Source organism: Streptomyces macrolidinus, from assembly GCF_023887685.1.
GTDB lineage: Bacteria > Actinomycetota > Actinomycetes > Streptomycetales > Streptomycetaceae > Streptomyces > Streptomyces macrolidinus.
The window spans coordinates 51,022-70,970 of the sequence record NZ_JAMWMR010000004.1 but is presented as its reverse complement, the minus strand read 5'-3'; the positions used below and the strand labels follow the sequence as shown (position 1 = coordinate 70,970).

Below are 19,949 nucleotides of genomic sequence, written 5' to 3'. Positions count from 1 at the left end.
CGCACGATGAACGACCGTATGACCACGCCGTGGGGCGCGTACGCGCTGACCCGTTTCCCCGAGGATCCCCGTGACCGGCTGCGCGCCTGGGACGCCTCCGACGCGTATCTGCTGCGGCACCTGGCCGCGAGCGGCACCCTGTCGAACGGCACGGTGGTCATCCTCGGTGACCGGTGGGGCGCGCTCACCACGGCGCTCGCGGCCCACCGGCCGATCCAGATCACCGACTCGTTCCTGGCCCACGAGGCCACCCGCGCGAACCTCCGGCGCAGCGGCGTGGACGTGGACAGCGATGCGGTGCGCCTGCTCACCACCCAGGACGCGCCCCCCGACCGTATCGACGTCCTGCTCGTCCGGGTGCCGAAGAGCCTCGCGCTGCTGGAGGACCAGTTGCACCGGCTGGCGCCCGCGGTGCACGAGGGGACGGTGATCGTCGGCACCGGGATGGTCAAGGAGATCCACACCTCGACGCTGAAGCTGTTCGAGCGCATCCTCGGCCCGACCCGTACCTCGCTCGCCGAGCAGAAGGCCCGGCTCATCTTCTGCACCCCCGACCCGGAGCGGGAGCGGGAGCGGGGCACCAGCCCCTGGCCGTACCGCTATCGACTTCCCGACGGCATCGGCCCGTTGTCCGGCCGGACCGTCACCAACCACGCGGGCGTCTTCTGCGCCGACCGCCTCGACATCGGCACCCGGTTCTTCCTGCGGCACCTGCCGCACGACCGGGGCGCCGAGCGGATCGTTGACCTCGGCTGCGGCAACGGGATCGTCGGTCTGGCCGCCGCGCTGACCCACCCCGAAGCGGAGGTGTTGTTCGTCGACGAGTCGTACCAGGCGGTGGCCTCGGCCGAGGCCACCTACCGGGAGAACGCGGACGGGGCGGCGGAGTTCCGGGTGGGCGACGGGCTGGCGGGCGTGCCCGACGGAAGCGTCGACCTCGTCCTCAACAACCCGCCGTTCCACTCCCATCAGGCGACGACGGACGCCACGGCCCGGCGCATGTTCACCGGGGCGCGGCGCGCCCTGCGGCCGGGCGGCGAGCTGTGGGTGATCGGCAACCGTCATCTGGGCTATCACGTCACGCTGCGCCGTCTGTTCGGTGCCTGCGAACTGGTCGCGAGCGACGCGAAGTTCGTGGTGTTGAAGGCCGTCAAGCGGTAGAGCGCGCCCGCCGGGATCACGGGACGGCCCCGAGCACCCTGATGAGGCGGGCCACGGCCCCGGCCATCGCGTCCCGGCCCGCACCGAGGTAGGTGCGGGCGTCGGCCGCCGTGGGGTGCGCGGCGAGGAACTCCCTGATCGCGCCGGTCATGGCGACGTTCAGTGCGGTCCCGATGTTGACCTTCGCGATGCCGCCCGCGACCGCCCCCGTCAGTTCCTCGTCCGGCAGCCCGGACGAGCCGTGCAGCACGAGCGGTACGTCGAGCGTGGCGCTCAGCCGCTTGAGCAGCCCGTGGTCGAGCGCGGCCGTGCGGGTGGTCATCGCGTGTGTGCTGCCGATGGCGACGGCGAGGGCGTCGACCCCGGAGTCGGCGACGAAGGCGGCGGCCTCACCGGGGTCGGTACGGGCGCCGGGTGCGTGCGGATCGGGCGGCGCCTCGCCGTTCTTGCCGCCGATCCGCCCCAACTCGGCCTCGATCCACAGTCCTTGGGCGTGCGCCCAGTCGGTGGCGGCGCGCGTGGCGGCGAGGTTCTCCTGGTACGGCAGGCGGGCCGCGTCGTACATCACGGAGCTGAACCCGGCGCGGGCGGCCTGCCGTAGCAGGTCGTCGTCGCGGACGTGGTCGAGGTGGAGAGCGACGGGCACCGCGGCGCGTTCGGCGGCCTCGGCGGCGGCGCGGGCGAGCGGGAGCACGCGTCCGTGGCGGAACTTGACGGCGTTCTCGCTGACTTGGAGGACGACCGGCGCGTCCACGCGCTCGGCGCCCGCGATGACGGCCTCGATGTGTTCGAGGGTGATGACGTTGAACGCGGCGACGGCACCGCGCGCGGCGGCGGCAGCGGCGACCAGCTCACCGGTGGCTGCGAGGGGCACGGTTCCTCCTCAGCGGGCGCTTCGGTCGGCGCTTCGGTTGGCGCTCGGGTCGGGCGCGAGGATCACCGAACGGGTCAGATGGCGGGGCCGGTCGGGGTCGAGCCCCCGCGCGGCGGCCACCGCGAGGGCGAGCCGCTGCGCACGGACGAGTTCGGCGAGCGGATCGAGGCTCGCGGCCACCCACAGCGCGCCGGTCTCCCGCACCTGCCGGGCCAGGCCTTCCGGCGCCTCGTCGAGCATCCAGGTCGCGGTTCCCCGGGTGCTGATGCTGATCGGGCCGTGCCGGTACTCCATCGCCGGGTAGGCCTCCGTCCAGGCCAGCGCGGCCTCGCGCATCTTCAGCCCGGCCTCGTGCGCGAGACCGACGCTCCAGCCGCGGCCGAGGAACGTGAACTGCGTGCAGTCGACGAGGCCTTCGGGCAGCGGGGTCTCCAGCGCGCTGCGGGCGTCGGCGACCACGCGGTCCGTGTGCAGGCCGAGATGGGCGCGCAGGAGCGTGAGGGCGGTGGTGGCGAACCGGGTCTGCACGACGGAGCGTTCGTCGGCGAAGGCGAGGACGACCGTGTCGTCCGCGGACTCCATCACGGGGGTGTGCGGGTCGGCGGTGATCGCGGTCGTCCGCGTCCGTCCGCGCAGTCGGCCGAGGAGTTCGAGGACCTCGGTGGTGGTCCCGGACCGAGTGAGGGCGACGACCCTGTCGTAGGGGCGTCCGTGGGGGAACTCGGACGCGGCGAAGGCGTCCGTCTCGCCGTGCCCGGCGCTCTCGCGCAGCACGGCGGCGGCCTGGGCCATGAAGTACGAGGTCCCGCACCCCACGATCGCGACCCGCTCCCCCGCCGAGGGCAGCGTGTCCCCGTGCGCCTCCGCGGCCTCGGCCGCGCGACTCCAGCACTCGGGCTGACTGTTCAGCTCGTCCTCGACATACGTCATGCCACGGCCTCCCCGCCCTGCGTGTCCACTGTCCGTGCGTGTTCCGTATCCACTGCCCATGCGTGTTCCTGCAAGATATAGCCACCTTTCGAGCATCATCAAGCATTTGGGCCGGACGTCATCCCGCGCTTCGTGGCGCGACAGGGGGCGGGACGGAGCAGAACAGGCGCGGAGCAGGGTGCGTTAGGGTCACCGGGAGATCGAGGAACGGAGAGTGCGGATGTCCCGCGACGCCCGCTGGCAGGCGCTGCTGGAACTGCTGGTCGAGCGGGGCCGGTTGGACGTCGAGGAGGCCGCGGCCGAGCTGGCGGTGTCGGCCGCGACGATCCGCCGCGACTTCGACCGGCTCGCCGAGCAGCAGATGCTCGTACGCACCCGGGGCGGCGCGGTGGTGCACGGCGTCTCGTACGAGCTTCCGCTGCGCTACAAGACCGCCCGCCACGCCTCCGAGAAGCAGCGCGTCGCGCAGGCGGTGGCCGGTCTCGTCGCGCCCGGCGAGGCGGTGGGCCTCACCGGCGGCACCACCACGACCGAGGTCGCGCGGGCCCTCGCGGTGCGCGGCGATCTCGCGAGCGGCTCCCCTGCGCTGACCGTCGTCACCAACGCGCTGAACATCGCGAACGAACTGGCCGTACGCCCCCAGTTCAAGATCGTGGTGACGGGCGGGGTGGCCCGCGCACAGTCGTACGAACTCATCGGCCCGCTCGCGGACGGTGTGCTCGGCCAGATCACCCTGGACGTGGCGGTGCTCGGCGTCGTGGCCTTCGACGTCACGCACGGCGCGGCAGCGCACGACGAGGCCGAGGCGGCCGTCAACCGTCTGCTGTGCGAACGCGCCGACCGCGTGATCGTCGCGGCGGACTCCAGCAAGCTGGGACAGCGCGCGTTCGCCCGGATCTGCGCGGCGGAGTCCGTGGACACCCTGGTCACGGACACGGCGGCGGAGGCGGACATGGTGCGGCGGTTCGAGGAGACCGGCCTGCGGGTGATCACGGTCTGAGGCACGAGCCGAGGCACGGTCCGGCACGGTCTGCGGAACGGGCCGAGGCACGGCCGTGGTGGTTCACGCGCACGAGGTGGTCCACCCTCCTCCTGCTCCACGCCTGGTGCTCCCCTCCCCCGCTGCGCCTAAGCTGGGAGCTGCGGGACGAGCTGGCGCACGCGAGGCACGTATCGGCTGGTCAGGAGGGTGCGATGACCGAATCGCCGAAGGACCGGCCGTTGGACGGTGCCTCCGGGTATCTCCCGATCGCCGAGCACGGACTGATCGGTGACCTGCGCAGCGTGGCCCTGGTGGGAACCAACGGCACCATCGACTGGTACTGCGCCGGGGCCTTCGACGCCCCGAGCGTCTTCGCCTCGATCCTGGACGCGGAGCGGGGCGGGTCCTTCGAGCTGGGCGCGACCGTGCCCGCGCGGACGAAGCAGTTCTACTTCCCCGACACCAACGTCCTGATCACCCGGTTCTTCACCGAGGAGGGCCTCGGCGAGGTGCAGGACTTCATGCCCGTCGGCGCGGAGTCGATCGAGGCCGAGCGGCACCGGCTGATCCGGCGGGTCCTGTGCGTACGCGGTTCCATTCCGTTCCGGGTGCGGGTGGCGCCCCGGTTCGACTACGGCTCCCGGCCCCACACGGTCCGCCTGCTCGGCGACGTGGCGGTCTTCGACTCCGCCGATCTGTCCCTGGCGCTGACGTCCACCATGCCGCTCGAGGGCGACGAGCACGACGTCTGGGCGGACTTCAAGCTCGCCGAGGGCGAGACGGCGGTGTTCTCGCTGGACCAGATCAACGAGGAGCTGCCGCCGCGCATGTGCGCGCGCAGGGAGGCGGAGAAGCAGTTCAGCACCACGGTGGCGTACTGGCGGCGCTGGATCTCCGCGTCGCGGTACCGCGGCCGGTGGCGGGAGATGGTGCACCGCTCCGCCCTCACGCTGAAGCTGCTCACCTACGCCCCGACGGGCGCGATCGTCGCCGCGCCGACCACCAGCCTGCCCGAGCGGATCGGCGGCGAACGCAACTGGGACTACCGGTACGTCTGGGTACGCGACGCGGCCTTCTGCGTCTACGCCCTGCTGCGGCTCGGCTTCGCCGGCGAGGCCGAGGCGTTCATGAAGTTCGTGACCCGGCACATCACTCCGGGCAACAGCGGGCCCACCGGCCCCCTGCACGTCATGTACGGGATCGACGGCCGCACGGACCTGCCCGAGCGTCAACTCGACCATCTGGCAGGCCATCAGGGCTCCGCACCGGTCCGGATCGGCAACGCCGCCGTCGACCAGCTCCAACTCGACATCTACGGTGCCCTCATCGACTCGATCTACCTCTACGACAAGTGGGCGCAGCCCATCTCCAGCGCCGAGTGGGACGACGTCTGCGCGCTGGTCGACTGGGTCTGCGACCACTGGAACCAGCCCGACGAGGGCGTCTGGGAGACCCGGGGCGGGCGCAAGAACTTCCTGTACTCGCGGTTGATGTGCTGGGTCGCGATCGAGCGGGGCATCCGGATGGCCCGCCACCGCGGCCTGCCCGCCGACCTGCTCCGCTGGCAGCAGTGCCGCGACACGATCTACCGGCGCATCATGCAACGGAGTTGGTGCGAGGCGCGTCAGGCCTTCGTGCAGCACGAGGACGGCGACGTGCTCGACGCCGCGGTGCTCATGATGCCGCTGGCCAAGTTCATCGCCCCCACCGACCCCAAGTGGCTCTCCACGCTCGACGCGCTGACACAGGATCTGGTGTCCGACTCACTGGTCTACCGCTACGACCCGCAGGCGAGCCCGGACGGACTGCGCGGCGACGAGGGGACGTTCTCGATCTGCTCGTTCTGGTACGTCGAGGCGCTGGCCCGCGCGGGCCGCGTCGACGAAGCGCGCCTGGCCTTCGAGAAGATGCTGACCTACGCCAACCATCTGGGCCTGTACGCCGAGGAGATCGGCCACACCGGGGAGCAACAGGGCAACTTCCCCCAGGCGTTCACGCATCTGGCGCTGATCAGCGCGGCGTTCAACCTGGACCGGGCACTGGGCTGACGTTCGCCCGAAACCCCGTGACGATGTTGCCTCGCCGGGCACCCGCCTGCTTGACTCGGCGCATGGGGAGCAGCGGGCGTACGACCGGGCGCGCACAGCGTCGTAGCCAGGCGGAGCGGGACGCGATCACCGTCGAGATCGGATACGCGTTGTGCAGTGCGGCGTTCGCCGCCGCGCTGGCCTTCGGGGCCGTGGCCGGACCGGCGTTCGCCTTCCATCTCTCCGGCTCGACGCGGCATGCGCTCGTCGTCTCGGGCGCCGTCGTGGCCGCCGTGCTCTTCGTCGTACGCGTCGTCAGCGTGCTGCTGCGCTTCGGGCGCGCCACTTCTCCTACGAGAACACCAGCCCCACTTCATGAGCGAGTCGGGCAGCCGCGTGCCGGAAGAACGCCTCGCGGTCCTCGACGACCTTGTTGAACTGCCCGAACAGCTCGAAGCCGACCAGTCCGTAGAGCTGCGCCCACGCGGCGATCATGCTCGCGATCGCCTCCGGCGGGAGGTCGGGCGCGAGTGCGGCGGCCATGCGCTGCGCTTCGGGCTTCAGTTCGGCGGGCAGCGGGGTACGGGCCACGCCGTTCCGCTGGTACGCGTCGCGCACGATGCCGATCAGCAGCAGGCCTACGCGCGCGGCGGACGGGATGGTCGTCTCCGGCGCGGAGTACCCGGGCACGGGTGAACCGTAGATCAGCGCGTACTCGTGCGGATGCGCCAGCGCCCAGCCGCGCACGGCCTCGCACACCGCGACCCACCGCTCGGCGGGGACCGCGCCAGCGGCCTTGGCGTCCGCGGCCTCGGCCGCCGCGCCGAGGGAGTCGTACGCGTCGATGATGAGCGCCGTCAGCAGCTCGTCGCGGCTCGGGAAGTAGCGGTAGAGCGCGGAGGAGACCATGCCGAGCTCGCGGGCGACGGCGCGCAGGGAGAGCTTGGCGGCGCCTTCCGCCGCGAGCTGTCTGCGCGCCTCGTCCTTGATGGCGGCGGTGACCTCGATCCGGGCGCGGGCGCGGGCTCCTTGGGGGGCGTTCGGTCGGGGAGCGTTCATGGGGGCAGTCTGCCAGCTTTCGGAGCGGTGCACACGTTTTGGAGCGGCGCCCACATTAGAGAGCACTGCTCTTGCTTTGGAGCGCCGCTCCCCTGCATACTTCTCACAAGCGAGAGCACCGCTCTCGGAATCTCGCGAGAGCACTGCTCACGCACATCAACCCGTGGGGGTCCCCATGTCGTCCTCTTCCTCTTCCTCTTCCTCGCCGACCCCGTCCTCGCCGTACTACCGCAAGGGCACGGCGATGAACGACCGCTTCAACAACGCCGTCGGCTGGCTCGCCCGCCATGGGATCAGCCTCGCGGGCGCGGCGGAGTTGTCCGTGCGCGGCCGCAAGTCCGGGGAGTTGCGGCGCATCCCGGTCAACCCGCACACGTACGAGGGCACGCAGTACCTCGTCTCGGCCCGCGGGCACTCGCAGTGGGTGCGCAACATGCGGGTCGCCGGTGGCGGGGAGTTGCGCGTGGGGCGCAAGGTCCGCGCGTTCACCGCGGTGGAGCTTCCCGACGAGGAGAAGCTCCCGATCCTGCGGACCTATCTGGAGCGGTGGGGCTGGGAGGTCAACCAGTTCTTCCAGGGCGTCACGGCGAAGTCCTCCGACGAGGAACTGATCGCGGCGGCGCCCGACCACCCGGTCTTCCGCATCTCCGTCACGAAGTGACGCCGGAACAGACGCGGGAACAGCCTCAGGAACCGGCCTTGTCAGCGGAACCGGCAGCCTCACCGGAACCGGCAGCGTCACCGGAAGGCGTGCGGTCCACCCCGACCAGAGCGCGCTGGGCGATCGGATGGGAGCGGACGATCTCCCCCAGGGTCGTGGCGCCCTGCGTGATCTCCTTGAACGCCTTCCAGGCGGGGCGGAAGCCGGTCAGGCCCGCGTGGAAGAGGCCGGGGCGGCGCTCGAACACCGCGAGCAGCCGCTTGCCGACGCTCATCTCGACACCCAGGCCCGCCTTGATGGCGAAGGCGTAGTTCAGGGCCTGGCGGCGGGTGTCGACCGCGTCATGGGCCTCCGCGATCCGCACCGCCCACTCCCCCGCGAGCCGCCCCGACCGCAGCGCGAACGAGATCCCCTCGCGCGTCCACGGCTCCAGCAGCCCGGCCGCGTCGCCGCACACCAGCACCCGCCCGCGCGACAGCGGCGAGTCGTCGGCACGGCAACGGGTCAAGTGCCCTGAGGAGATGCTCGGTTCGAAACCGGCGAGCCCGAGCCTGCCGATGAAGTCCTCCAAGTACCGCTTGGTGGCCGCGCCTTCACCGCGCGCGCAGATCACACCGACGGTCAGCGTGTCCCCCTTGGGGAAGACCCAGCCGTAACTGCCGGGCAGCGGGCCCCAGTCGATGAGCACCCGCCCCTTCCAGTCCTCGGCGACGGTCTCGGGCACCGGGATCTCCGCCTCCAGGCCCAGATCGACCTGGTCGAGCTTCACGCCGACATGCGCGCCTATCCGGCTCGCGCTGCCGTCCGCGCCCACGACCGCCCGCGCCAGCACCGTCTCGCCGCTCTGCAGGACGACGGCGACCGTGCGCCGGTCCGGCACCGCCGAGCCGTGCTGCTCGACGCGGGACACCGTCACCCCCGTACGCACCTCCGCGCCCGCCTTCTGCGCGTGCTCGACGAGTTGCTGGTCGAACTCGGGGCGGTTGATCAGCCCGAACAGCATCTGCTTGGAGCGGCGGGTACGGGTGAAGCGGCCGTTGTTGGCGAACGTCACCGCGTACACCCGGTCGCGCAGCGGGAGTTCGAAGCCGGGCGGCAGCGCGTCGCGCGACGGGCCGATGATGCCGCCTCCGCACGTCTTGTAGCGCGGCAGTTCCGCCTTCTCCAGCACCAGCACGCTGCGCCCCGCGACCGCCGCCGCGTAGGCGGCCGACGCTCCCGCGGGTCCCGCGCCCACCACGACGACGTCCCACACCCGCTGCACGTCGTCCGCCGAAGAGTTCTCGCTGCTCACGATGGTCTACTGCTCCGATCAAGCCACCTGCCGCACCTGTCCCCCGCATCCTACGGCGACGTCCGTACGGACCGCTGTGGGAGGATCGGCATTGCGTACGCACGACCGACCAGGACGCGCATACGCCCATACGATCACGTACACCGATACACCGCGATACCCATCGGTACACCATCGCACCTACAAGGAGCGTGCCCATGTCGTCGAATCCGGTCGCCGAGACCGTCGCCTCTCTGATGCCCAGGGCGAAGGAGGAGCTCACCGAACTGGTGGCCTTCAAGTCGGTGGCGGACTTCGACCAGTTCGCCAGGAGCGAGAGCGAGGGCGCCGCGCGCTGGATCACCGACGCCCTGCACGCCGAGGGCTTCCAGGACGTGGCGGTGCTCGACACCCCGGACGGCACGCAGTCGGTGTACGGCTTCCTGCCCGGCCCCGAGGGGGCGAAGACGGTCCTGCTGTACGCGCACTACGACGTGCAGCCGCCGCTGGACGAGGCCGGCTGGACCACGCCGCCCTTCGAACTGGTCGAGCGGGACGGCCGGTGGTACGGACGGGGCAGCGCCGACTGCAAGGGCGGCGTCGTCATGCATCTGCTGGCGCTGCGCGCGCTCAAGGCCAACGGCGGCGTGCCCGTGCACGTCAAGGTCATCGTGGAGGGCTCGGAGGAGCAGGGCACGGGCGGTCTGGAGCGGTACGCCGAGCAGCACCCCGACCTCCTCACGGCCGACGCCATCGTCATCGGCGACTCGGGCAACTTCCGGGTCGGCCTGCCGACGGTCACCTCGACCCTGCGCGGGATGACCCTCGTCCAGGTCGCGATCGACACGCTCGAGGGCAATCTGCACTCCGGTCAGTTCGGCGGGGCCGCGCCCGACGCGCTGGCCGCGCTGATCCGGGTCCTGGACTCGCTGCGGGCCGAGGACGGTTCGACGGCCGTCGACGGGCTGTCCTCCGAGGCGCACTGGGAGGGTGTGGAGTACGCGCCGGAGCAGTTCCGCGCGGACGCCAAGGTGCTCGACGGGGTGGAGTTGATCGGTTCCGGATCGGTCGCCGACCGTATCTGGGCGCGCCCCGCGGTGACCGTCCTCGGTATCGACTGCCCGCCGGTCGTCGGCGCGACGCCGTCCGTGCAGGCGAGCGCCCGCGCGCTGGTGAGCCTGCGGGTGGCGCCGGGCACGGACGCGGCGGAGGCGACGAAGCTGCTCCAGACCCACCTCGAGGCGCACACGCCGTGGGGTGCCCGGGTGCGGACGGTGCAGGTGGGGCAGGGTCAGGCGTTCCGCGCGGACACCTCCAGCCCGGCGTACGCGGCGATGGCCGAGGCGATGGCGGTCGCGTACCCCGGTGAGGAGATGCAGTACGCGGGCCAGGGCGGCTCCATCCCGCTGTGCAACACGCTGGCGTCGCTGTACCCGCAGGCGGAGATCCTCCTCATCGGCCTGAGCGAGCCGGAGGCGCAGATCCACGCCGTCAACGAGAGCGTGTCCCCGGAGGAGTTGGAGCGTCTGTCGGTCACGGAGGCGCTGTTCCTGCGCAACTACGCGGCGGGCTGATCCCCCTCTGCTCATGGCTGAGGCCCCTGCCTTCGGGCGGGGGCCTTGCCTACGGTCGGGGCATGGACGTCATCCCGCTCCTTCCTCGTCTTCACCTTCTGCGCTTCGTGGTCGGCCAGGCCTGTCTCTGGTGCGACGACGACGAGTTGACCCTCGTCGATGCCGGTGTGAAGGGCTCCGGCGCACCGATCGCCGAGGCGATCAGGGCACTTGGCCTGGATGTGTCTCAGCTACGGCGCATCGTGCTCACCCACTTCCATGAGGACCACATGGGCGGAGCGGCCGAACTCGCCGCGCTGAGCGGCGCGGAGGTCCTGGCCCATCGCCTGGACGCACCCGTCGTCCTGGGGCAACTGCCCGCCCCGCCACCGGTCTTCGAGGAAGGGGAGCGCGCCGTACAGGCGGCGGTCGCCCGGCGTCTGCCGCGGGGCGAACCCCTGCGACCGGACCGCGTCGGCAGCGTGGAGGACGGAGACGTCCTCGACTTCGGCGGCGGCGCCCGGGTCGTTCATGCCCCCGGCCATACGCACGGCAGTATCGCGCTCCATCTCCCCGAGCACGGCGTCCTGTTCACGGGCGACGCGGTGGCCGTCTCCCCCGCGGACGGCGCCGTCATCCTCGGCGTGTTCAACCTCGACCGGGCGCAGGCCATTCGCTCGTTCCGTCAACTCGCCGCGCTCGACACGGAAGTGGCGTGCTTCGGCCATGGTGAGCCGGTCCTGGAGAACGCGGCTGACGTGCTGCGGAGGGCGGCGGACACGTACTGAGCCGGGCCCTCGACTCGTATGCGTCAGGAGGTCTACAGCAGGCGCACCGTCTCCGCGTAGTGGCAGGCGACCGGGTTGCCGCTGCCCCGGTCGATGAGTTCCGGGGTCTGTTCGACGCAGGCGGTGCGTTCGGGGTCGGTCAGTCCGTGGGCGAACTTGGGGCAGCGGGTGCGGAAGCGGCAGCCGCTCGGCGGGTCGACGGGGCTCGGTACGTCGCCGTGGACGGTGATCCGCTTCCGGGCCCGTTCCTTGCGCGGGTCGGGCAGGGGGATCGCGGAGACGAGGGCCTGGGTGTAGGGGTGCGCGGGGCGGGCGAACAGTTCGCGTGCGGGGGAGATCTCCACCAGGCGACCCAGGTACATGACGGCGACCCGGCCGGCCACATGGCGCATCACGGACAGGTCGTGGGCCACGAAGAGGAAGGACAGGCCGAGTTCGCTCTGCAGGTCCATGAGCAGGTTGAGGACGCCCGCCTGGATCGACACGTCCAGCGCCGACACCGGTTCGTCCAGCACGATCACCTTGGGGTGCAGGGCCAACGCCCGTGCGATGCCGATGCGTTGGCGTTGGCCGCCGGAGAACTCGTGCGCGAAGCGGTTGCCGTGCTCGGGGTTGAGGCCGACCAGGCGCAGCAGTTCGCGTACTTCGTCGCGGGCGCCTGGGCCGTAGCGGCCGTGGATACGCAGGGGCTCGGCGACGATCTCGTGCACGGTGATCCGCGGGTCCAGGGAGGCGTAGGGGTCCTGGAAGACGATCTGCAGCTCTCGGCGCAGCGGGCGCATTCGGCGACGGCTCAGCTCGGTCAACTCCTGGCCGCCGTAGCGGACTTGACCCGAGGTCGCCTGCTCAAGCCCCAGTACGGTGCGCGCGGTCGTCGTCTTGCCGGAGCCCGACTCCCCCACCAGGCCGAGGGTCTCGTTCGCGAACAGGTCGAAGGAGACCCCGCAGACCGCGTGGACGTCACCCACGCGTCGGCGGACGACACCGCGGGACATGACCGGGAAGTGCTTGACGAGGTCGCGGACTTGGAGGACGGGTTCGCCGGTGCCGCCGTGGCCGGGAAGCGGGGGCAGCGCGGTGGCTGCTGTCCGCGCGGGCGCGCTCATACGGAATCCTCCTCGCGGTTGCCGGTGGATGTCGCGTCGGCGAAGCGGGCCAGGGCCTCGGAGTCGGCGCCGACCGCGTCGAAGACCTGCTCGGCTCCGGTGCCGACGAGGTCCTCGGCGAAGTGGCAGGCGCTGAGATGGCCGTCGCGCCCGGCCGGACGCAGTGGCGGCTCGTCGCGGTCGCAGACGTCCCGGCGCATCGGGCAGCGGGGTGCGAAGGGGCAGCCCGGTGGCAGGTTCAGCAGTGACGGCGGCGATCCGCTGATGGGAGTGAGTCGTTCCTCCTCTCGGTCCAGCCGGGGCAGCGAGCCGAGCAGGCCGAGGGTGTAGGGCATGCGCGGGGCATAGAAGATGTCCTCGACCGAGCCCGTCTCCACGATCCGGCCCGCGTACATCACCGCGACGCGGTCGGTGTGTCCGGCCACCACCCCGAGATCGTGGGTGATGAGGACCAGGGCCGCTCCGGTCTCGGCGCGCGCGGTCTCCAACGCGTCCAGGATCTGCGCCTGTACGGTCACATCGAGCGCGGTGGTCGGTTCGTCGGCGATGATCACGTCCGGGTCGTTGGCCATCGCGATGGCGATGACGACCCGTTGGCGCATACCGCCGGACAGTTCGTGCGGATAGCTGTCGACGCGGCGCTCGGGTCCGGGGATACCGACCGTGCCGAGGAGGTCGACCGCGCGTACCCGGGCCTCCCTGGTCTTCATGTCCGGGTGGTGTCGCTGGAGGGTCTCGGCGATCTGGTAGCCCACGGTGTAGACGGGGTTGAGGGAGGTCATCGGGTCCTGAAAGATCATCGCGATGCCCTTGCCGCGGATGTCCGACAGCCGTGCGTCGGACAGGCCGAGCAGTTCGGTGCCCTCGAACCGCACCGAGCCGCGTACCTTCGCGGTGGCCGGGAGCAGCCCCATCACGGCCGTGGCGGTGACGGACTTCCCGGACCCGGACTCGCCGACGATGCCGAGCGAGTCGCCGGGGCCGAGGCGGTAGCCGACCCCGCGTACGGCCCGTACGATCCCGTCCTCCGTGGGGAACTCCACGCCGAGGCCGTCGACTTCGAGAACGGCGTCGGTGGCGGCGCCCGCCCGGACGCCCTCACTGCTCGTGGTCGTCACTGTCGCACCCTTTGCTGCCGGGGGTCGAAGGCGTCGCGCAGCCCGTCACCGATGAAGTTGATGGTCAGGGCGATCGCGATGATGAAGGCGCCGGGGATGTAGAAGAGCCAGGGCCGGGTGTCGACCGCCGTCTGGGCCTGGGAGACGAGCAACCCCAGGGAGGTGTCGGGCGGTTGGACGCCGAAGCCGAGGAAGGACAGCGCGGTCTCCGTGAGGATGGCGGTGGCCACCAGCACGGTGGCGTTCACGATGATCGGGCCGAGTGTGTTCGGCAGCAGATGCCGGAAGATGATGCGCGCGTCGGAGGCGCCGAGCGCCCGTGCCGCCTCCACGAACTCCTTCTCCCGTAGCGACAGCACCGTGGAGCGTACGACACGGGACACGTACGCCCAGGTCAGGCCCGCGATGACGATCGCGATCCAGTACCAGTCGCCGCCCGTGCGCGAGGAGATGACCAGGGCGATCGCGAACAGCGGCAGGGTCAGGACGAGATCCGTGACACGCATCATGACCGCGTCGACCACGCCCCGGTAGAAGCCCGCGATCGCACCCCACACCGCGCCGAGCAGGGTCGACCCGAGGGCGGTCAGGAGGGCGATCTTGAGCGAGGTCTGGGTGCCGCGCATGACCTGGGCGTAGGCGTCGTATCCGGCGGCGTTGGTGCCGAACGGGTGCTTGGCCGAGGGTGGTTGGGAATTGTCCGGGGTGTACTTCTGGTACGAGTAGTGCCACAGATGCGGGCCGAGGAACGCCCACAGCAGGATCAGCAGGAAGACGACCAGGCTGATCATCGCGGCCCGGTGGCGCAGGAAGCGGCGCAGGATCAACTGGGTCTGGCTGCGCTGCTTCACCGTGAACTCATGGTCGGCGCGCGGCACTTCGGTGCCCGGGGAGCCGGGGGCCTTGAGATCAGTCATAGCGGATCCTCGGGTCGAGTACGGCGTAGAGAAGATCGGCGATGAGGTTGAGCCCGATGACGATCACGGCGGACAGCAGCAGCCAGGCCATGGTCCGGTAGACGTCGATGGAGGTCGCCGCCTGGACGAGCATCTCGCCCATGCCGTGCCACTGGAAGATCGTCTCGGTGACCACGGCCCCGCCGAGGATGATCCCGATGTCGAGGGAGACGACGGTGGTGAGCGGGATGAGGGCGGTGCGCAGGGCGTGCCGGGTCATGACCTTGCCCCGGCGCAGCCCCTTGGCGCGGGCCAGGCGCACATAGTCGCTGTCCAGGACCTCCAGCATGGAGGCCCGGGTGTAGCGGGTCCAGGAGGCGAAGGAGACCAGGGCCAGGGTGATGGTGGCCAGGGTGAGATGGCCGATGCGGTCGGTGAACTGGTTCCAGGTGGTGTCGACTTCGAGGTAGGGCGACTTCTCACCGATCGTGCCGAGGAACTGGCTGCCGGTCTGCTGGTTGAACCGGATACCGGCCTGTTTGAGCAGCACGGCGAACCAGAACACGGGCATGGCGAGGAACAGGAAGCCGAGGAAGGTGATGACGTAGTCGGCGACGGAGTACTGGCGCAGCGCGCTGAACACCCCGAAGAGCACGGCCATCAGCAGGGCGAGGACCATCGCGGCGGCGACCAGGGTGAGGGTCACCCGGAACCGGGTGAACAGGTCGTGCCCGATGTCGAGGTTGGGTTGGACGGAGGGGCCGAAGTCGCCGTGCAGGACTCCGGTGATCCAGTTCCAGTAGCGTTCCGCGACCGGCTGGTCGGCGTGGATGTGTCGCGCGAACGCGGCCACGGCGGGCTTGCTCGGGGCGGGTTGCCGTGAGACGGCGAAGTTGGCCACGGGGTCGCCGGCGTTGACGACCACCAGGAACACCACGAACGTCGAGACGATCAGGACGGGAATGGAGACGAGGAGGCGGCGCACGGTGTAGGCGAGCATGCGGTCTTCTCTCGAAGAGCTTCTCTGGGGAGTTCCCGGACGTCTTCCCTCGAAGTGCCGGTGGGAGGAGGTCCGTTGGGGCGGGGCCCGGCCCCGGGGCTGCCGGGGCCGGACACCCGCGCCTGGGCGTGGACCGATCCGGGTCCGTTACTTCTTCAGGCCCCACTCGGCGACGTTGTACGGCGGGCCCACGTTGGTGGCGTTGTCCCGCATGTTCACCCACCGTGTCTGCACCGCGAGGATCGTCGGCTTCTGGTACAGCGGCAGAACATAGGCGTCCTTCACCATGAGCGCGTCCGACTGGTTGAGGAGGCTCGCCGCCTTGCCGGGGTCGACCTCACCGACCGCCTGGTTGATGAGCTTGTCGACCTCCTTGTTGCTGTAGCCGCCGTAGTTGCCACCGCCTCCGGTGACCCAGTTCTGCTGCGCGTTGGCGCTCGGGAAGGGGGAGCCGACCCAGGCGAAGACGATGATGTCGTACTGGTGCCCGGTGAGGACCGTGCCGAGGTCGGCGGCGCCGATCGGCTTGATGGTGACCTTGATACCGAGGGACGCGAGGGCGCTCTGCAGGATCTGGCACTCGCTCTGCCGGATCTGGTTGCCCGTCGTGTAACGGCAGTTGAAGGGGCCGACGGTCCTGCCGTCCGGGGTCTTCAGCGCCGTGCCGATGCCGGTGAACTTGGCGTCGGTCAAGTACTGCTTGGCCTTGGCGACATCACCCGAGCCCTGTCCGGTACCGGTGACGACGTCCTGGTAACCCGACTGTACGGGCACGTAGTTGTGGCTGCCGAGCGGCTTCACGTTCGGATCGAACTGGCCGACCGTCTTGGCCATGATGTCCTTGACGCTGATGGCCGTGAACATCGCCTTGCGCAGCGCCAGGTGCTTGCCGATCACCGGGTTGTGCAGGTTGAGGTCGAAGTGCTCCCAGGTCAGCCCGGCGCCGATGGTGTAGGTGACGTCCGGGATGGCCTTGATCTGGTTGACCAGGTCCACCTCGGGCTGCGGATAGATCCCCTGCACCTCGTTGTTGCGCAGCGCGGTCGGCTCCTGGGTGGCGTCCGTGATCACCTTGAAGACGAGCCGCTGGAGGGTCGGCTTGTGCGCGCCCCACCACTTGGGGTCGGGGACGAAGGTGGCGTGGTCGTTGTCCGTCCAGTCCTGCATCTTGTACGGACCGGCGGTCGGGTACTTGCTGGGCGGTGTCTTCAGGAAGTACTGCCAGCCTTGGGCCATCTGACCGGCCGTCATATGTGCGGCGTCACCGGTCTTGGCGCCGGAGAGCTTCTCGGCGACATGGGCCGGGTAGAGCGGATAGCCCGCACCGAAGAGCTGCTTCCAGTCGGCGAAGGGCTTGTTCATCACGACGGTGACGGTCTTGCCGCCGTCGGACCCGGTGACGGACTTGATCCGGTCGTATCCGGCCGTGCTCTGCGGCAGACAGCCCTTGGTCTGCGTGGAGTCACTGGCCGGGGGCGGCGGGCAGTCCTTGCCGTTGTTGGTACGCCAGTAGTAGACGAAGTCGTCGGCGGTGATCGGTGTGCCGTCGTTCCACGACGCCTTCGGGTTGATCTTGTAGACGAAGGTCTGCGGGCTGGTGCTCGTCTGCGTCGCCGAGGTCACCAGGTCGGTGTTGAGCGCGACACTGAAGTCCGGTAGCGGGACGAACACTTGGGGCAGGACGACGCTGATCGCCTCGCCGTTCTCGAAGCTGTTGCCGTTGGAGTCCTGGACGAGCCATTGCTGGATGTTCTTCTCCAGCACGTAGGTGAACGTTCCGCCGGTCTTGGTGGCGGCGGCGTTGCAGGTGTTGGCCTTGCCCTGGGTGGCACAGGACGACAGCCCGGTGGCCGCGCCGCCCTTGTGGGAGCTTCCGCCGCCACCACCGCCGCCGCTACAGGCGGCCAGGACCAGAGTGAGCCCGGCAGCCAGCGTGAGGCCCTTCGTCAGGGCCGATGAGTGCACGCGCATGTCCCTCCTTGGCCGATGATGTATCCGGCTTGTAAGGGCGGCTCCACGGCCGCCAGAGAGAGGAGCTGCACTTCACGGTAAGGCGGTGGCGTTCCTTCGCCACGCCTCGATGGATACCGGGACAGCATCGATTCGGCCGTGCTTTCGACTCGGAACCGCACACGCCAGGCAAAGCCAGCAGGTGGCGCACGCGTCAGACCCATCGCCGTCACGCCAGAGGCACCGTCGACCTCACGCGGGTCATGGCCGCCGGGCGGATCAGCCGACCGGGACGCCCGCCTCCAGATAGAGCGCCGCACCGCGTTCACGGGCCCGCAGCGCCCAGCGGAGCCGTTCGTAGCGCACGGGCGGAAGGAGACCGGCCGCCTCCGCTTCGGTGACGAACCGCCAGCCGCGCAGCTCGGGTCCGGGCAGCAGCAGGCGGTGCGCATCCGCGCTGTCGAGCCTGCCTCCGTCGAAGAGGAGCCGCAGTCCGCCGTAGCCGGGCGGTATGGGCGGCTCCCAGTCCGCCACGAGCAGCCGCGGGACCTCGTCGAGGACGATGCCGGTCTCCTCGGTGACCTCCCGCATACCGGCGCGGGCCGGAGCCTCGCCGGGTTCGACGACACCGCCGGGGAACTCCCAACCGGCCTTGTAGGTGGGGTCGACCAGCAGCACACGGTCCTGCTCGTCGAAGAGGAGCACACCGGCGGCGAGGGTCTCGGCGGTCGGCTCCGGGGTCTGCACGATGTCGCAGACGGGCGCGTCGCCGGTCCGGACGGCCTCGGCGATCCGCAGGGCGGTCTCGTACGGGGTGAGGGCGCTGGTGTCGACGGGGTGCGCGTCGGCGGCGAGCCAGGTGCCGAGGGCGGTGCGATAGGGCTCGATGTGGTCGTAGGACCACTGGCGGGTGCCCATCTCCCCGTCGGGGAGGTCCGACGGGACCTCCCGGCCGGCTATGCGCGCGCGCAGGATCGTTTCAGCCGGGGCGAGGAGCACATGCTGTACGGGGATACGGCGGGAGGCGAGGCCACCGAAGATCTCGTCGCGGTACTCCTGGCGCAGCAGGGTCATCGGCACGACGAGGACACCGCCGAGATCCGCGAGCAGCGCGGCGGCGGTGTCGATCACGAGCCGTCGCCAGATCGGCAGATCCTGGAAGTCGCCGACCTCGGCGAGGCGTTTGGGCGGCAGCAGGTGCGGGAGCGCTCCGCCGATGACCTCGGGGTCGAAAAGTGCGCTGTTCGGGATCAGTTCGACCAGTTCGCGTGCGGTCGTGGACTTCCCCGCACCGAACGCACCGTTGATCCAGACGACGGTCACGGTTCCCCCTCTTCTGTTGGCCCCCTGGGGCTTGCCCACTCCACCCTGCCATGGAAACCCGCTGCTGATGAGTGCGCGTCCGCCGCCCCGCGCACGACGACGCCGGTGCCCCCTGGGGCACCGGCGTCGCGCCGTCCGAAGCTGCCGCCCGTCAGCCGTTCTGTCCGAGGGCTCCCTCGTCCCCGGCGAGGCCGTCCTGGTCGACGGTGTGGTCGACGGTGCTGAGGGCGTCCTTGACGTTCAGCTCACCGAAGGTCTCGTGGTCGGCGGCGTGCGAAGGGGTGACGGCGGCCACGACGAATCCGGCGGCGAGGGAGGCGATGGCGAGCATGCTGCGCTTCTTCATGCCCAGCCCAACTGCGAAACGCCACCGGTGGTCACGCGCACCCGTCCTCGACTGCCCGACGCGGGCGTGTCAGTAGCGGGGTATAGCGTCACCGCATGGCGATCACGGACGAGTCGATCACGCGGCTGCGCGACAGGGCGACGGCGGGCGATCCCCAAGCCGCTCTGGAACTGGGGAAGTTACTGTGCCTGACGGCGCCGGAGCCCGGTGCCGGTGATGACGACGGCGACCCGGCCTGGCCCGAGGAGCGCTGGCTGCGCGCCGCCGTGGAGGCGTGTCCCGATGATGTCCAGGCTCTGTTCCTGCTGACCGGACGGCTGGCCGAGCAGATCTCCTTCCGCGAGTTCATGGGGGAACACGGGCAGGACCCGGGCACGCTCAGACGGCTGCAGGCCGAGGCGGAGGAGCTGTATGCCCGGATACGGACGGTCGGCGCCCCGGCTCACGCGGAGGCCGGGCTGGCCGAGTTGGCCATGCTCCTCGGCGTGAGCGACAAGCCCGTCGCGGAGTCGACGTACAGCTACTACGTGCTGGAGGACGAGGGATGGAGCGGATCCGTGCGGCACAGCACGACCGTGGTCGCATGTGACGCCGACGAGATCCGCTGGGCCTGTGACGAGTGGCTCGCGCTGTCCGAGGGCGGGATGGGCATGCTCACCCTGACCACGTATGCGAACGGCGACGAAGTCAGCTCGGTCGACCTCGGGCCGCACCTCGTCGATGGCGTCGCCGTCGCCTGGGACGCCGTCGCCGTACCCGACCTTCCCGGCCCCCTGCTGCCGACGGGACTGCCCGTCCCCGGCCGTGAGGTGTCCTACGGCTTCTCCGGCAGATCCGAGTAGCGCCCGCCGTTCGGCGCGGCCGGGGCCGCCGGGCCGAAGGCCGTACCCGGAGCCCCGTCG

General features: G+C 70.5%; 19 protein-coding genes. 8 read left to right on the top strand and 11 right to left on the bottom strand.

Translation table 11 applies throughout. From position 1 onward, the window contains the following. The first annotated feature begins 6 nt into the window (after positions 1–6). Positions 7–1,161 (top strand): methyltransferase, encoded by a 1,155-nt coding sequence (locus NGF19_RS06070; protein ID WP_252422752.1) that lies wholly within the window; start codon positions 7–9, stop codon positions 1,159–1,161. A 16-nt stretch (positions 1,162–1,177) separates the two neighbouring features. Here the strand turns inward: NGF19_RS06070 and NGF19_RS06065 are convergent, their stop codons facing one another. Continuing rightward, on the bottom strand, positions 1,178–2,035 hold the full coding sequence (locus NGF19_RS06065) for a class II fructose-bisphosphate aldolase (protein WP_252422750.1): 858 nt from the start codon (positions 2,033–2,035) through the stop codon (positions 1,178–1,180). Positions 2,036–2,044: 9 nt separating this feature from the next. Beyond that, positions 2,045–2,965, bottom strand: a complete 921-nt coding sequence (locus NGF19_RS06060; protein ID WP_252422748.1) for an SIS domain-containing protein — start codon at positions 2,963–2,965, stop codon at positions 2,045–2,047. Positions 2,966–3,185: 220 nt separating this feature from the next. Between NGF19_RS06060 and NGF19_RS06055 the strand changes: the two genes are divergently transcribed. The 3 genes from NGF19_RS06055 (at position 3,186) to NGF19_RS06045 (ending at position 6,411) form a co-directional block, all read left to right on the top strand. After that, positions 3,186–3,965, top strand: a complete 780-nt coding sequence (locus tag NGF19_RS06055) for a DeoR/GlpR family DNA-binding transcription regulator (protein ID WP_252422746.1) — start codon at positions 3,186–3,188, stop codon at positions 3,963–3,965. A gap of 194 nt (positions 3,966–4,159) precedes the next feature. Next, positions 4,160–5,995, top strand: a complete 1,836-nt coding sequence (locus tag NGF19_RS06050) for a glycoside hydrolase family 15 protein (protein WP_252422745.1) — start codon at positions 4,160–4,162, stop codon at positions 5,993–5,995. Positions 5,996–6,057: 62 nt separating this feature from the next. Next, the gene (locus NGF19_RS06045; RefSeq protein ID WP_252422743.1) at positions 6,058–6,411 is read left to right on the top strand and encodes a DUF6332 family protein; all 354 of its coding nucleotides are present in this window, start codon (positions 6,058–6,060) and stop codon (positions 6,409–6,411) included. Here NGF19_RS06045 and NGF19_RS06040 read toward each other — a convergent pair. Then, the gene (locus NGF19_RS06040; RefSeq protein WP_252422741.1) at positions 6,326–7,033 is read right to left on the bottom strand and encodes a TetR/AcrR family transcriptional regulator; all 708 of its coding nucleotides are present in this window, start codon (positions 7,031–7,033) and stop codon (positions 6,326–6,328) included. The two genes, NGF19_RS06045 and NGF19_RS06040, sit on opposite strands and share 86 nt — an antisense overlap. A gap of 175 nt (positions 7,034–7,208) precedes the next feature. On the opposite strand from NGF19_RS06040, the gene NGF19_RS06035 reads away from it, so the two are divergent. After that, positions 7,209–7,694 carry a nitroreductase family deazaflavin-dependent oxidoreductase gene (locus NGF19_RS06035; RefSeq protein WP_252422739.1) on the top strand — a complete coding sequence of 162 codons (486 nt, stop codon included), beginning with the start codon at positions 7,209–7,211 and terminating at the stop codon, positions 7,692–7,694. Between the two features lie 25 nt (positions 7,695–7,719). On the opposite strand, the gene NGF19_RS06030 is transcribed toward NGF19_RS06035, so the two are convergent. Beyond that, positions 7,720–8,988 carry a geranylgeranyl reductase family protein gene (locus NGF19_RS06030; RefSeq protein WP_252422737.1) on the bottom strand — a complete coding sequence of 423 codons (1,269 nt, stop codon included), beginning with the start codon at positions 8,986–8,988 and terminating at the stop codon, positions 7,720–7,722. A gap of 197 nt (positions 8,989–9,185) precedes the next feature. Between NGF19_RS06030 and NGF19_RS06025 the strand changes: the two genes are divergently transcribed. Continuing rightward, positions 9,186–10,541 carry a dipeptidase gene (locus NGF19_RS06025; RefSeq protein ID WP_252422736.1) on the top strand — a complete coding sequence of 452 codons (1,356 nt, stop codon included), beginning with the start codon at positions 9,186–9,188 and terminating at the stop codon, positions 10,539–10,541. A gap of 62 nt (positions 10,542–10,603) precedes the next feature. Further along, positions 10,604–11,308, top strand: a complete 705-nt coding sequence (locus NGF19_RS06020; protein ID WP_252422735.1) for an MBL fold metallo-hydrolase — start codon at positions 10,604–10,606, stop codon at positions 11,306–11,308. 32 nt (positions 11,309–11,340) lie between these two features. Here the strand turns inward: NGF19_RS06020 and NGF19_RS06015 are convergent, their stop codons facing one another. The 7 genes from NGF19_RS06015 to NGF19_RS05985 all read right to left on the bottom strand — a co-directional run bounded on the left by NGF19_RS06015 (position 11,341) and on the right by NGF19_RS05985 (position 19,047). Then, on the bottom strand, positions 11,341–12,414 hold the full coding sequence (locus NGF19_RS06015; protein WP_252422734.1) for an ABC transporter ATP-binding protein: 1,074 nt from the start codon (positions 12,412–12,414) through the stop codon (positions 11,341–11,343). After that, the gene (locus tag NGF19_RS30875) at positions 12,411–13,532 is read right to left on the bottom strand and encodes an ABC transporter ATP-binding protein (protein WP_252422733.1); all 1,122 of its coding nucleotides are present in this window, start codon (positions 13,530–13,532) and stop codon (positions 12,411–12,413) included. Before NGF19_RS30875 ends, NGF19_RS06015 begins: the two co-directional genes overlap by 4 nt. Continuing rightward, positions 13,529–14,449 (bottom strand): ABC transporter permease, encoded by a 921-nt coding sequence (locus tag NGF19_RS06005; protein ID WP_252422732.1) that lies wholly within the window; start codon positions 14,447–14,449, stop codon positions 13,529–13,531. Before NGF19_RS06005 ends, NGF19_RS30875 begins: the two co-directional genes overlap by 4 nt. Beyond that, positions 14,442–15,428 (bottom strand): ABC transporter permease, encoded by a 987-nt coding sequence (locus NGF19_RS06000; RefSeq protein ID WP_252422731.1) that lies wholly within the window; start codon positions 15,426–15,428, stop codon positions 14,442–14,444. The genes NGF19_RS06005 and NGF19_RS06000 overlap by 8 nt, the downstream gene beginning before the upstream one ends. 147 nt (positions 15,429–15,575) lie before the next feature. Continuing rightward, positions 15,576–17,399 (bottom strand): ABC transporter family substrate-binding protein, encoded by a 1,824-nt coding sequence (locus NGF19_RS05995; protein ID WP_252422730.1) that lies wholly within the window; start codon positions 17,397–17,399, stop codon positions 15,576–15,578. A 258-nt stretch (positions 17,400–17,657) separates the two neighbouring features. Further along, positions 17,658–18,701 (bottom strand): NUDIX hydrolase, encoded by a 1,044-nt coding sequence (locus tag NGF19_RS05990; RefSeq protein ID WP_252422729.1) that lies wholly within the window; start codon positions 18,699–18,701, stop codon positions 17,658–17,660. Between the two features lie 151 nt (positions 18,702–18,852). Further along, positions 18,853–19,047, bottom strand: a complete 195-nt coding sequence (locus NGF19_RS05985) for a hypothetical protein (RefSeq protein ID WP_252422727.1) — start codon at positions 19,045–19,047, stop codon at positions 18,853–18,855. Positions 19,048–19,142: 95 nt separating this feature from the next. On the opposite strand from NGF19_RS05985, the gene NGF19_RS05980 reads away from it, so the two are divergent. Further along, positions 19,143–19,889: a hypothetical protein gene (locus NGF19_RS05980; protein WP_252422726.1), complete on the top strand. Its 747-nt coding sequence runs from the start codon at positions 19,143–19,145 to the stop codon at positions 19,887–19,889. Positions 19,890–19,949 lie beyond the last annotated feature (60 nt).

What these genes read in the sequence shown, in the direction of transcription:
- NGF19_RS06070 (WP_252422752.1), top strand. Translation starts at nt 7, where the DNA reads ATGAACGACCGTATGACCACGCCGTGGGGCGCGTACGCGCTGACCCGT.
- NGF19_RS06060 (WP_252422748.1), bottom strand. Translation starts at nt 2,965, where the DNA reads ATGACGTATGTCGAGGACGAGCTGAACAGTCAGCCCGAGTGCTGGAGT.
- NGF19_RS06055 (WP_252422746.1), top strand. Translation starts at nt 3,186, where the DNA reads ATGTCCCGCGACGCCCGCTGGCAGGCGCTGCTGGAACTGCTGGTCGAG.
- NGF19_RS06050 (WP_252422745.1), top strand. Translation starts at nt 4,160, where the DNA reads ATGACCGAATCGCCGAAGGACCGGCCGTTGGACGGTGCCTCCGGGTAT.
- NGF19_RS06045 (WP_252422743.1), top strand. Translation starts at nt 6,058, where the DNA reads ATGGGGAGCAGCGGGCGTACGACCGGGCGCGCACAGCGTCGTAGCCAG.
- NGF19_RS06040 (WP_252422741.1), bottom strand. Translation starts at nt 7,033, where the DNA reads ATGAACGCTCCCCGACCGAACGCCCCCCAAGGAGCCCGCGCCCGCGCC.
- NGF19_RS06035 (WP_252422739.1), top strand. Translation starts at nt 7,209, where the DNA reads ATGTCGTCCTCTTCCTCTTCCTCTTCCTCGCCGACCCCGTCCTCGCCG.
- NGF19_RS06025 (WP_252422736.1), top strand. Translation starts at nt 9,186, where the DNA reads ATGTCGTCGAATCCGGTCGCCGAGACCGTCGCCTCTCTGATGCCCAGG.
- NGF19_RS06020 (WP_252422735.1), top strand. Translation starts at nt 10,604, where the DNA reads ATGGACGTCATCCCGCTCCTTCCTCGTCTTCACCTTCTGCGCTTCGTG.
- NGF19_RS06015 (WP_252422734.1), bottom strand. Translation starts at nt 12,414, where the DNA reads ATGAGCGCGCCCGCGCGGACAGCAGCCACCGCGCTGCCCCCGCTTCCC.
- NGF19_RS06005 (WP_252422732.1), bottom strand. Translation starts at nt 14,449, where the DNA reads ATGACTGATCTCAAGGCCCCCGGCTCCCCGGGCACCGAAGTGCCGCGC.
- NGF19_RS06000 (WP_252422731.1), bottom strand. Translation starts at nt 15,428, where the DNA reads ATGCTCGCCTACACCGTGCGCCGCCTCCTCGTCTCCATTCCCGTCCTG.
- NGF19_RS05995 (WP_252422730.1), bottom strand. Translation starts at nt 17,399, where the DNA reads ATGCGCGTGCACTCATCGGCCCTGACGAAGGGCCTCACGCTGGCTGCC.
- NGF19_RS05985 (WP_252422727.1), bottom strand. Translation starts at nt 19,047, where the DNA reads ATGAAGAAGCGCAGCATGCTCGCCATCGCCTCCCTCGCCGCCGGATTC.
- NGF19_RS05980 (WP_252422726.1), top strand. Translation starts at nt 19,143, where the DNA reads ATGGCGATCACGGACGAGTCGATCACGCGGCTGCGCGACAGGGCGACG.